Below are 12,041 nucleotides of genomic sequence, written 5' to 3' on the forward strand. Positions count from 1 at the left end.
TTGACTGAACCGTCGGGCCGCCCCTCCCCCCACGTAGGCCCCGCCGCGTGCGTGAGATGGATGCGAGTGAGAGCGACCATGCCCGAGATACCCAGTGCCGACTGGCAGTACGAGGTACCCGTCACCGGGAGCAAGCAGCTCCTGCCTGATGCCGGATACGGCAAGGCCCTCACCAACCAGGGCTACGACTTCGAGGTCGCCGTCGCCGACCTGATCGACAACTCCATCGACGCCGAGGCCCGTAACGTCGTCGTGCACTTCCTGCGCGACGACAACCGCGTCGTCAGCCTGCTGATCGTCGACGACGGCCGCGGCATGGACGACGACGGCCTCGACGCCGCGATGACCGTCGGCCGACGCCGCGAATACGGGGACGGCGCCCTCGGCCTCTACGGCACCGGCCTCAAGGCCGGTTCCCTCTCCAATGCGGCCTCGCTGAGCGTCATCAGTCGCACCCGCCGCAGCCGGGCCGCCGGACGTCGACTCACGGCATCGGGCATCGAGGACGGCTTCCGCTGCGACACCGTGGATCCGGACTACGCCCAGAACCTCATCGACCGCTACGACGGCGTGATCCAGTGGCAGGGCACGATCATCCGCTGGGATCAGGTGCGGGATTTCGACACGGTGGCCCCCGGCCAGATCGAGCGCTTCCTCTCCGAGGCGATCGGCCGTCTTGAGCGCCACCTGGGCCTCCACCTGCACCGCTTCTTGGCGCGCGACGACTTCAACATCGACATCGTCGTCGAGCACGTGGACCTGCCGGACGAAGAGCTGGAGCACATCGGCGTCGAGCCGCTGGACCCCTTCGGCTACAAGCTCCCCGGCCGCCCGGGCTATCCGGCCGAGCTGACCGCCCCCGTGGAAGGCGTGGGCAACGTGATGCTGCACGCCCACGTCTGGCCCGCGAAGTCCAAGCTGCCCGGCTACCGCGACATCGGCCCGCTCGCCGACCGCCAGGGTTTCTACTTCTACCGCAACGACCGCCTCGTCCAGGCAGGCGGCTGGAACGGCCACCGCGCGGCCGAAGGACACCTCGGCCTCGCCCGCATCGCGGTCGACCTGCCCGGCACCACCAACGACGTCTTCAGCCTCGACGTGAAGAAGAAGGGCGTCACCGCCACACCCGCCTACGCGCGCGGCATCGAGAAGGCGGTCGACGCCGAAGGCCGTACCTTCCGTACGTACCTGGAAGCGGCGCAGTCCGCCTATCGCGAGGGCAACTCACGCACAGAGATCGACCGCAAGCCGGTCATCTACCCGGGCAAGGGCCTCGACCCGAAGATCCGCCGCGCGGTCCGCCAGGAACTCCCCGAGCGGGGCAGCGAGGACCCGATCACCTTCAGCTGGGTGGCACTGCCCGAGGACCGCTTCTTCGACATCGACCGCGACGACCACGTCGTCCTGCTCAACAAGCAGTACCGGGAGGCCTTCAACGCGGGCCGCCGCGGGGGCCTCAACGACGCACCGGTCGCCAAGACGATGCTCTACCTCCTCCTGGAGGACTGCTTCGCGCTCGGCCGCTGGGAGAAGCGACGACAGGACCGGCTCGACTACTGGAACACGATCATGCTCACCGCGGTACTCAGCCAGCGCGAGCGCTTCTTCGACGGCCGGGAGACCGCCTGATGACGACCACACCGGCGATATTGCTGGAGCTCCACTCCGAAGCTCTGGAAAGCATGACGCGCCGCCCACGCCCCTTCTTCGACGCGGTCACCGACATCGCCGCGGAGGACTACCCCGACGCCGAATTGAGCCCCGAGGACTTCCGCTCACTGCTCGCCTCCGGCGCCCCGGCCCTCGTGGACCTGTGGACACGAAAGCTCACCGCGTGGGACTTCGCCGAGGCGCCGCGATGGTCCCAGGACACTCCGGCCCGCAGCGACGAGCGTCGCCAACTTGTGTACGAGCGGCTCGACTTCGACGAAGACCTACGCAAGGCCCTCGACGCGACCGCCCCGGTCCACAAGGAGCCGGGCGCGACGGTCATCACCCGTGAGTTCACCCCTTGGTACACGCCCGAGCGAGCCGCCCGGCACGCCTTCTACTGGCCCAAGTACCGGGAAGTCCTGGAGCGCAAGGGTCTGCCCGCCACGGCCGTCGGCCACCTCGACGAAGCCGCGCACTCGGTCGTCGAGCGCCTCGCCGACCCTGAGCAGGCCGAGTGCCGCCAGGCCAAGGGCCTCGTCGTCGGCTACGTACAGTCCGGCAAGACCGCCAACTTCACGGGCGTCACGGCCAAGGCCATCGACGCCGGCTACCGCCTGGTCATCGTCCTCGGCGGCACCCTCAACCTGCTTCGCGCCCAGACCCAACGCCGCCTCGACAAAGAACTCGTCGGCCAGGAGAACATTCTCGGCGGCGCCGACCCCACCGACCCGGACACCCTCGTCGGTATCGACTACGTCGGGGACGACGACGAGTGGGACGACTTCGTCTCCTTCGGCTTCCGCCCCTCGCAGCACGGCCACCCCGACATCGACCGGCTCACGACCCGGGACAAGGACTACGCGGGGCTCCAACAGGGCATCCGCGCCCTGGAGTTCGAGAAGCGCAACCGGCAGCAGCCGCTCCACCACCCGGAGAACCTGCACCATGCCGCGGCCCGCATCATGGTCGTCAAGAAGAACAAGGCCGTCCTCACCAAGCTGGTCAAGAACCTCAAGCAGATCCAGGCGCAGGGCCTCCTCTCCGAGATCCCGGCCCTGATCATCGACGACGAGTCCGACCAGGCATCGGTCAACACCACCGACCCGAAGAAATGGGAGGGCGGCGCCCCCGAACGCACCGCCATCAACGGCCTGATCTCGCAGCTCCTCACCCTGCTCCCCCGTGCCCAGTACGTCGGCTACACGGCGACACCCTTCGCCAACGTCTTCGTCGACCCGGCGGACAGCGAGGACATCTTCCCCAACGACTTCCTCATCTCCCTGCGCCGCCCCGACGGGTACATGGGCGTCCAGGACTTCCATGACCTCGACTCGTCCGTCCCGCCCGAGGACCGCACGGTCGCCAACTCCCAGGAACTCGCCCACGTACGAGGCGTCTACGAGGACACGGGCGACCGCCTCCAAGAAGCACTCGACGCCTTCCTCATAGCAGGCGCGATAAAGCTGTACCGCGCCGCACACGGCATCCCCGAGAAGCGCTTCCGCCACCACACGATGCTCGTCCACGAGTCGGTCAGGATGGCCGAGCACGCCGAACTCGCCTTGCGCATCAACACGATGTGGCACAACTCGGCCCCTCTAGGCCCCGTCGGCCAGGCCCGCCTCCGCAAGCTCTACGACACGGACTTTGCACAGGTCAGCGACGCCCGAGCGGACGGAGTGCCCACCCCTGCCTCCTTCGACGAGCTCCGGCCCCACATCTCCCGTGCGCGCCAACTCATCAACAAGGGCGAGTCCCCGGTCATCGTCGTCAACGGCGACAAGGAAAGCGACTACGCCAAGACCGACCTGGACTTCGACCGCACCCCGCACGTCTGGAAGATCCTGGTAGGCGGCACCAAACTCTCCCGCGGCTTCACGGTCGAGGGCCTGACGGTCACGTACTACCGCCGCAAGACCCAGCAGGCCGACACGTTGATGCAGATGGGTCGATGGTTCGGGTTCCGGGAGGGGTACCGGGATCTGGTGCGGCTGTACATCGGGCGCGAGGAAACCACCCGCCCGGCCACCGCCACCCGACCGGCGGCGACGGTGGACCTGTACGAGGCGTTCGAGGCGATCTGCCGTGACGAGGAGGACTTCCGCACCGAGCTGTCCCGGTACGCCACCCTGGTCGACGGCCACCCTCAAGTCACACCGTCCCAGATCCCGCCCCTGGTCTCCCAACACCTCCCGTGGATCAAGCCGTCGGCCCGGAACAAGATGTTCAACGCGGAGCTGGTGGAGGTGCGCACACCCGGGGTCTGGGAGGAGCCCGTGGCCTACCCGGAGGAGCCCGAGGCGCTGCAGCACAACGTGGAGTGCTGGGCACCGGTGCTCGATGTACTGGCGGACACGCCCGTGCCACTTTCCGTCGAGGACGGCCGCCCATTCATCGCGCGCGTGGGGACGATGCCCCACGCAGACCTCCTCTCGGTCCTGTGCGAACTGCGCTGGTCGGCCCCGGAGCGTTTCTCACCGCACCTGGAGTTCCTGCTGGAGGCGGGGCGGGAGTCGGCCTCGATCGACGACTGGTTCGTGATCGCGCCGATGCAGACGTCGGTGCGGCGGAGAGAAGCGAGGATCCTGGGCCGCGGCCCCTTCACGCTGGCCCACCGAACGCGCCGCCGCGGCCCCCTGTTCGGTGGTATCCGCGAGCCTCACCACGTCGCGGCGGCGATGCGGCTGGCCGGTGCCGCGAATCTGACCGGTAACGCGATCATCGAAGAGAACATCCGTCCACGACGGGGTGCACTGGTTCTCTATCCCGTGGTGGAATCCGAACCACGGATCACGCCCGACGGGGCGATCGACCCGCGTCAGCTCGTCATGGCATTCGCCTTCGTCGCCCCGATGTCGACGGCCCGAGGCGACCGTCGACTGGTGCGGTTCCGCGCTATCGACTCGGGCAGATGTGACGCAGCGATCATCGACCGTGACGAGCTGCAAATGTGAGGCACAACGGCGTTGAAGAACGTGAGGCCATCCTCGCCCGGTGTCTCGGCACGCATGAGCAAGCAGGCGAGCAAGGACACCGGGGCCGAACTGGCGGTGCGACGCCTGCTGCACGCGGCGGGACTGCGGTACCGCCTGGAGTACCGCGTCCCGGGTATGGCCCGGCGACGGATCGACGTCGCCTTCACCAGCGCCAAGGTGGCCGTCCTGATCGACGGCTGCTTCTGGCACGGATGCCCACAGCATGCGACGCGGCCGAAGGCGAACGCTGAGTGGTGGCGGGAGAAACTGGACCGGAACATGGCCCGTGACCGGGAGACCACGGAACATCTCCGTGCCATGGGGTGGGAAGTACTGCGGTTCTGGGAGCACGAATCACCGCCGGACGTAGCACGTCGCGTATCCGCAGCCGTAGAACGACGGCGAGCTCCAGGAACGAACAAGGGGGAGAAACGATGAGTGAACTGACCTTCGTCGATGTGTGCTCGGGGGCGGGCGGACTCGCCCTCGGGCTCGAGCAGGCGGGTTTCGTTCCGCGCCTGCTTCTGGACGAGGACAAGGACGCGTGCGCGACCCTGCGCGCGAACCGCCCACGATGGGAGGTGATCCAGGACGATCTACTGGACTTCGACCCCAGCGAACATCCTGTGAGCCACGACGTCGACCTACTCTCGGCCGGCTTGCCCCGAGTCAAGTCGAACGCGACCATCGGGCGTACGGAGACAGGCCTGGAAGAACGGCTGTTGAAAGCCGCCATCTACCTTGTCCACGCGATCCGGCCTCGCGCGGTGCTCCTCGAGAACGTGCCCGGCCTCGTCGGGTCCGCCGCTTTTCAGGAGTTCCGTGAGTTCGCCCGCGCAGAACTCGAGCACTTGGGTTACGACTTCACTTGGTTCGTCATGGATGCCGTCGACTTCGGTGTCCCCCAGAACCGCAAACAGGGAATTCTTGTCGCCGTCGATCGACAGCTCACCCGAGCGTTCGAACCTCCGTCACCGACCGCACAGGCGCCGATGACAGTCGGCGAGGCACTGGGGAGGTCCATGGCTTCGCGCGGCTGGAAGGAATCGGTCCGCTGGGCCGCACAGGCGGATCGCCCGGCGCCCACCGTGGTCGGCGGCTCGAAGAACCGAGGCGGTGCCGATCTCGGGCCGACCGGCGCCAAGCGCAAGTGGGCGACGATGGGCGTGAACGGTCACACGGTGGGAGACAAGGTCCCGGGTCCGGACTTCGTATGGGATCCCGAGCTCGGCAGAGACGGCCTCGTGAAGATCACTGTTGAGCAGGCGGCACTGTTGCAGGGCTTTCCCGAGACATGGGAGATCAGCGGGCGCAAGACGGCTCGGTACCGCCAGGTCGGGCACGCGACACCGCCACCGGTCGGAGCGGCGCTGGGACGGGCCGTGGCCGAAGCACTGGACCCCGATCCGGTGATCTTCGCTGCCGGCTAGACTTCCGCCCCATGACCAGTTCGACGTCCCATCAGCCCATCCTCGACAAGCCCTTTGTCCTGGATCTCTTCGCCGGCCCGGGGGGACTGGACGTCGCAGCGCACAAGCTCGACGTCCCAAGTCTCGGTATCGAATGGGACAGGAGCGCGTGTCTGACGCGCTACGCATCCGGACTGGACACCATGCACGCCGATGTGAGCGCGGTACGCCGGGACTCCTTCGAGTCGCTGCCACCGGAGATCAACGTGCTCGCAGGAGGGCCTCCGTGCCAGACGTACTCGGTGGCCGGGCACGGGGCCGGACGTGCCGCCCTGGATCAGGTCAAGAAATACATCGACCGCCTGATGGCGGGCGAATCCGACGAGTCCATCGACAAGGACCTGAAGACCCTCACTGACCCGCGCACCGCTCTGGTCCTCGAGCCTCTCAGGTACGCGATCCAGGCGACCAGGAGCGCGAACCGGGAGCATCGTCCGTTCGACGTCATCGTTCTGGAACAGGTCCCTGCCGTCGAGGCTCTTTGGCGGCAATACGCCGAGGTACTGGAGAAACAAGGCCTCCCCGACGCCGACAGAACCAAATACGAGGTCATCGTCGACGTCCTCGACACCGAGAGCTACGGGGTGCCTCAGACACGTTCCCGTGCGGTGTTGATCGCTCGGCGTGTAGGGCTCGATAAGCCATCGCTTCCCAAAACGACCCATCACGCCTACGAGGCGAAAGAATGGAAGCGACAGAGTGAGATCGAGAAAGCCTCGAACGAGGCCTTTCAGGAATCCTTCGACGCCCTGACTGCGGAGACGAAGAAGAGCCAGGAAGACGATGCGGACCTACTGCCCTGGAAATCAATGGGAGAAGCTCTCGAAGAGCCGGTAGGCACTCACCCAGGTCGCGCCACTCCATTCCTGGTCCGCTCGAACTACGGCAGCTCCGGGGTTCCAGGACGCCGCGGAGTACGTAGCGACCGGCAGCCGGCCACCACTGTCACCGGGCGTATCTCACGCTTCGTGATCTTCCAACACTTGGACGAGAACATCGTCTACGAGGGCCAGCGGTTCAGCATGAACGAGGCGGGGATGCTGCAGAGCTTCCCGCCGGACTACCCGTGGTCCGGTACTGCCCAGGCCCAACAGGTGGGCAACGCCGTTCCGCCGCTGTTCGGTATGCACTTGCTGAGTGCCGCACTCGGCCTGCCCGCGCCCGCCCCGGACGCCCTGAGAGAGCCGTGGACAGCAGCCACGGAGGAACAGCGGGCAAAACTACGGAACACCGGCTGCGGGGCCGCTGACGCCTGCACCGACAGGTGCCCGCGACCCGAGGAACAGAAGCCGCCACGCTCCACCATGCGTCCACGCAAAGCCAAGAAGCCCTCGCCGCAGTAGCCCCAGCGCACCTGCGGGCCTGCTCCGCAGGTGCGCCGCCGTCGGATCAATCCATGTTCTGTCGGCCTCTGATCGGCGCAGTCTCGAAAAGGTCCGCAAAGCAGTCGGCGAGAGCAGTCACGGAGCTCTCCGGGACGGGGTCGTCGTCGGGTCCCACCGGAAGCTGGTGCCTGGGTACGAGATACATCGAGCTGGAGTCGGCGATCCACTCCCGCAGTCGGGCGGGGTCCCGGGGCTCGTCCGGCGCGAGCACGTCGTACACCAATGTCGCGCCGGCCGAGTTGATCGCGACACTGAGGCCGTTGACCTCGCGCCCCGTGGTGATCAGGCCGCGCTCTACGAGTCGAGCCAGAGCCAGCGCAGTGGGCCGATGGTCGATCAAATCGCTCCGGAGCACGGTGTGAATGAGGTCCTGGTTCGCACAGGCGGCCACGACCGGCTCGTAGTCCGGCCCATTCCGGAACAGCTCGGCCGCCCACCACAGTCGGGAGAAGCACTGCCGGTCTGAGGCTCCACGGAAGCGTTCCGGGGCGATCTGCGCTTCGGGCTTCTTCTCCGTCGGCGTCGACAAGTGGCGCCAAGCCACATAATCAGGGGCCACTGCCAGAGCAATGTGGTTCCACAGGCGCTTGTCGGCCGCCTCACGTCTGGTCAGGCGCAGGGTGGCGTGGATACGGGGTGCAAGCCAGGCATCGGCTTGGGTGCGGTTGTCCCGGAACTCGTGCATGGCGTCTTCGACCAGGCTCCGGATGGGCTCGACCGCCCACCTGGGGTCGCCCTCCGGGAGCGGCTCGACGACCTTGGCGAGATCGATACCGCCGTGCACCTGCCTGCCCGTGAGGAGTTCCTCGATGAGGAACGGGTCGGCGGCCGAAGCGGCCAGCAGTCCCAACCGCTCCGGTACGTGGTTCGGCCGGCTGATCACGTGTCGCTCCCTCGGTTGTCCTGCTCGAGGCTCCGGATGGCAGCGGTCAGCGCCTTCGTCACCTCGGCGCGGCGGAGCGCCGCGTAGTGGATGCGGGTCTGGAGTTCCACCCAGCCCGAGTCTCCGGTGCGCCGAAGATGGACCTGGCGAAGGGCCTCTTCCACATGCACTCCCGGCACCACGTCCGGGAGCATCTCCCGCAGTACCTCGCCCTGCCAGTCAGTGGGAAAGACGGGGCTGCCACCGGGCTCCACCTCGAGGTCGCCGATGGCACTGTGGAACACGGCGGTCCACACGTCCGTGGCCATCTGCCCGACCAACAGGTCACGCATCTTGCTGTCCACACCGGCGCCGCTGCTGTCCAGGAGACCCAGGATGCCTTCGACGTCGGTGTTCACCAGCACGGTGGGGACACGTCCCGAGGCGTCCACGATCCAGGGAGCATCGGCGTAAGCGTGCAGCCACTCCCGGGCGCTCTTCCTGAACCCGGCTGTCTTCACGTCCAGTTGGAGCCCTCGGACCGGCTCCTCGGACTCTGTGTCGACGACCCAGCTCTTGTCGGTCTCGGTGATCGCCCGTCCACGTACGTCGTCTGCGGTCCCCACCGCGTACACGGCGAGGGAAGCCCGACCAGCGTGGTCGTCGCGTAGCAGATCCAGGGAGCCGGACCAGTCCCGCCCGTCCTCGGTATCGCGGCCGAGTGCCACGGAAGTACGGATATTGGTCTCACCGTCGGTGAGCACGGCCAGAACCTGTAGATCCGACCATGTGGCGTCCGGCGCGTTCGCCCCCGGCGGCAGGGTCGCGGAGATACCGATCCGGGCACTCACCCAGTCCGCGTGCCCCGCGATGCCCAGCGCGACGGTCTGTTGCGGGATCGAGTAGGCCGTGGTGTCCAGTTGGTCCCGAGTACCGTCGGGGAGCCGTAGGGAGACCGAGGTCACCCTCAGCGCGACGGGACGGTTGAGTCGCTTGTACGGATAGATCTTCACGCGTTACTCCCCCTTGCCGGAACGGAGTTCGACAACGAGACGGGAAAGCGTGGTTCTGACCGGGTGGCTCGTGACGTCGGTCGCTCCTCGAAACATCGCGCGTCGGGCGCCGGGTGTGAACCGGAGGGCGCCATCCTCGACCTCGCAGCCGTCGACGGCCTCGAGTTCCGCCCAGGCGAGCCTCGGTCGGCCACCGGAGCGCACGTCCAGTTGAGCTACGGGCACCATCGTGACAATCTCGTCCCCGCGCGGGATCTTCACCTCCGCGGTGACCTGCCACTCGCCCTCATCGCCGATCGTGGCCTGGAGAGCGTCCAGTTCCGGGACCACCGGCCCTGAGGGCCGCTTGGCCTTGGTCCTCTTATTCACGGTCAGCGCCTTACGCAGGGACTCGCCGCCTTCGCGGTTCGCGCTCTTCGGCCGAGCGACAAGTTCCTTGACCGCATTGTTGGTCTCGGTGGTCAACAGGGCGATGCGGCGATACGCGGAAGGCGACCAGCGGAGGGTCAGCTCCTCGGTCTGCCCCCACCGGTCGTGCTCAGGCGGTTCCGCCGCACGCAGGAACTCCTCGGCCTCGTCGGCGAAGGGGGCCGATTCGCCGGCCGCCTCGCCCACCAACAGGACCGCCTGGAACGGATTGGTTCCCAAGGGCAGGCCGGGGACGCCACTCTTCTTCACGGTCATGCGGTTACCACGCAGGGAGTGCACTTCGTTCTTGTCACCGCCCCCGTCCTCGGTCTGGGCAGTGACCAGCAGAATCGCTTGATGAATACCGAGCGTTCCACGGACCCCTCCGGACAACGGAAGCCTCAACGGGACCTTGCGCGCGGCTACTTGTCCAACCTCGGTGAGCCGGTCAACAGTGCTGCCTTCGTAGTGCGCGCGCAGGGCACGTGTCCGGGAGGGTTGTTCGACGACCGGATCGACCTGCTGCTCCGGGACGACTACGTTGCCGTTGCGCAGCGTGCGCACGGATGTCTCGAGAAGAGGAAGCCTGGCACCGCCACCGGTCATCGCGGCCCAGAAGTCACGCCCCAACGCGTCGACCAGGCGTTGATGCATTCGCTCGATGTCACGGGTGTCCCCGGCATCGTCGGCCCGGTCGAGGTCTTCGGGCTCCCGGGCAGGCGCGCGGTCGTCGAGGCTGGCGACGTCGTGCGCCCCGACGATGAGGAACGAGGTGCCGGGCTCGTCCCCGTCGCGGGTGAGGTGGAGGCTCTCCACCATTTCCTCGTCGGCCCACCACGAGCGGGCGATCTCCGCACCAGGAGAGTCGGGGTCAGGGCGCCCCAGCCAAGCAGGACCCGCGTACCCCTTGCCATCCACTTGGCGCCACGGCAGCTCCATACGCCCGATGACTCGGCGTTCGGTGCGCCCCTCGTGAGGGGCGGACAACGTGGAGTTGATCAGAACGAGACCAAGAGCGCTGGTCGCCCAGAGGGTCGCCTTACCCAGACCGTATGAACCTCCCGCGCTACGGCCGGTCTTCAGGCTGTCCAGTTGGCGACGGACCACGGCGGCGAATCTGCCGTCGTCGTAATCGTCACCGGTGAGCCCGGACGCGTTGTAGTCATCGACCCGGAGAAGGACCAGGCGCCCCTTCTCGTACATGTCGCGCACGCCGGCATCCACGACCCGTCCGACCTTTTGGTGGCCCGAGTTCTCGGAAACGGACGAGTAATGGGGAAGAAGGTCGTCCCAGAGAATCGCCTTACGGAAGGCGTCGAGCGACTCTCCGGTCAATTCGTGAATGGTGTAACGGACGCGCACCGGACGGCCGTTGTCCGCCAGGCGTTCGTCGAGACTGTTCTGACACGTCTCGCGAGCGAGGACCTGCACGTCCGCGTCGAAAGCGAAGGCGGCCGCGTTACCACCGTCCCGCCCCCCGTCCGGATATCCGGGACGGTGGTACCAGGAGATCGGAAGACCCGCTTGAGTGTCGGTCGTGCGGGTGTGCACGGTGCCGACATCGGTTCCGAGTGCCCTGGCGATGTCTTCCATGACAGTCGGACGGGGGACCGACCGCTTGCTGATCCAGGCAGATACGGCGGCACGCGTCAGGTTCAGCTCCTTGGCGAGATCCGCCTGGGACTTCCCTGCAAGCTTCAGCTGCCGGGCCAGCCAGGGGCCGAACTCCTCACCTGTCTCCATGCGCCACCCGCTCCTCCCTTGCACTGCAAGCCCCTTGTAAGGCTGCTGCACGAAGATTAATTTGACACTTGCCGCGACGTCAACCGCCAGTTAACGTGCCTGGACTCAAGCTCAAGCAGTCGAAGCGGCAGCGTCCAACTTGACCCGCTTGTCGGATTAGTGCGACTTGAGGGGTATCGACCTTTCGACACATGCGGAACCATCGACACCCCTTCAACTCCCCTTATTTTCACGGGAGTTGACTTGACACGATCGAGTGAATCGCTGCTACGGTCTGGTTGGCGGAATTGCCGCCTCGTTCGACATCCCACTCAGGGGCTTCGAGCGGCCCGGGGAGAGGTCTATCTACACATCCCGACCCGACCTCCCCACCGAACGGAAGGAGAACGCCGTAGACCCCAAGGGCGATATGGATCACCCGTATTCAGGACGTGAGTGGAGTTCTGCCCAGCTTGATTTCGCGATGGCGGGAACCGATGCCGAGGAGACGGATGTCTTCATCAGGCACAACGTGACCGCTGAAGCGCTGGCCG

8 protein-coding genes are annotated in these 12,041 nt (G+C 66.7%); 5 read left to right on the forward strand and 3 right to left on the reverse strand.

The genetic code is table 11. The annotated features are described in order from the left end of the window. Positions 1-78 precede the first annotated feature (78 nt). Genes OKJ99_RS10255 through OKJ99_RS10275 form a run of 5 tightly spaced genes read left to right on the forward strand, consistent with a single transcriptional unit; the run spans position 79 to position 7,440 of the window. Positions 79-1,629 carry an ATP-binding protein gene (locus OKJ99_RS10255; protein WP_326015558.1) on the forward strand — a complete coding sequence of 517 codons (1,551 nt, stop codon included), beginning with the start codon at positions 79-81 and terminating at the stop codon, positions 1,627-1,629. Further along, positions 1,629-4,607, forward strand: coding sequence for a Z1 domain-containing protein (locus OKJ99_RS10260; protein ID WP_326015559.1), 2,979 nt, complete (start codon positions 1,629-1,631; stop codon positions 4,605-4,607). Before OKJ99_RS10255 ends, OKJ99_RS10260 begins: the two co-directional genes overlap by 1 nt. A 54-nt stretch (positions 4,608-4,661) precedes the next feature. Beyond that, on the forward strand, positions 4,662-5,066 hold the full coding sequence (locus OKJ99_RS10265) for a very short patch repair endonuclease (protein ID WP_326015560.1): 405 nt from the start codon (positions 4,662-4,664) through the stop codon (positions 5,064-5,066). After that, entirely contained in the window at positions 5,063-6,058 is a 996-nt protein-coding gene (locus OKJ99_RS10270; protein WP_326015561.1) for a DNA cytosine methyltransferase, read from the forward strand. The genes OKJ99_RS10265 and OKJ99_RS10270 overlap by 4 nt, the downstream gene beginning before the upstream one ends. An 11-nt stretch (positions 6,059-6,069) precedes the next feature. Beyond that, on the forward strand, positions 6,070-7,440 hold the full coding sequence (locus OKJ99_RS10275; RefSeq protein ID WP_326015562.1) for a DNA cytosine methyltransferase: 1,371 nt from the start codon (positions 6,070-6,072) through the stop codon (positions 7,438-7,440). A 46-nt stretch (positions 7,441-7,486) separates the two neighbouring features. Here OKJ99_RS10275 and OKJ99_RS10280 read toward each other — a convergent pair whose 3' ends face one another. From OKJ99_RS10280 to OKJ99_RS10290, 3 genes are read right to left on the reverse strand one after another with little or no spacing between them, the layout of a single operon-like run. Continuing rightward, on the reverse strand, positions 7,487-8,365 hold the full coding sequence (locus OKJ99_RS10280; RefSeq protein ID WP_326015563.1) for a DUF6339 family protein: 879 nt from the start codon (positions 8,363-8,365) through the stop codon (positions 7,487-7,489). Further along, positions 8,362-9,357, reverse strand: coding sequence for a hypothetical protein (locus tag OKJ99_RS10285; RefSeq protein WP_326015564.1), 996 nt, complete (start codon positions 9,355-9,357; stop codon positions 8,362-8,364). Before OKJ99_RS10285 ends, OKJ99_RS10280 begins: the two co-directional genes overlap by 4 nt. Before the next feature lie 3 nt (positions 9,358-9,360). Further along, positions 9,361-11,508 carry a helix-turn-helix domain-containing protein gene (locus tag OKJ99_RS10290; protein WP_326015565.1) on the reverse strand — a complete coding sequence of 716 codons (2,148 nt, stop codon included), beginning with the start codon at positions 11,506-11,508 and terminating at the stop codon, positions 9,361-9,363. Positions 11,509-12,041 lie beyond the last annotated feature (533 nt).

This window comes from Streptomyces endophyticus (assembly GCF_035798155.1).
Classification (GTDB): Bacteria; Actinomycetota; Actinomycetes; order Streptomycetales; family Streptomycetaceae; genus Streptomyces; species Streptomyces endophyticus.

Bases quoted from the DNA above. Each gene is read 5' to 3' on its own strand.
- OKJ99_RS10275 (WP_326015562.1), top strand. From the start codon at position 6,070: ATGACCAGTTCGACGTCCCATCAGCCCATCCTCGACAAGCCCTTTGTC.
- OKJ99_RS10255 (WP_326015558.1), top strand. From the start codon at position 79: ATGCCCGAGATACCCAGTGCCGACTGGCAGTACGAGGTACCCGTCACC.
- OKJ99_RS10290 (WP_326015565.1), bottom strand. From the start codon at position 11,508: ATGGAGACAGGTGAGGAGTTCGGCCCCTGGCTGGCCCGGCAGCTGAAG.
- OKJ99_RS10270 (WP_326015561.1), top strand. From the start codon at position 5,063: ATGAGTGAACTGACCTTCGTCGATGTGTGCTCGGGGGCGGGCGGACTC.
- OKJ99_RS10260 (WP_326015559.1), top strand. From the start codon at position 1,629: ATGACGACCACACCGGCGATATTGCTGGAGCTCCACTCCGAAGCTCTG.
- OKJ99_RS10265 (WP_326015560.1), top strand. From the start codon at position 4,662: ATGAGCAAGCAGGCGAGCAAGGACACCGGGGCCGAACTGGCGGTGCGA.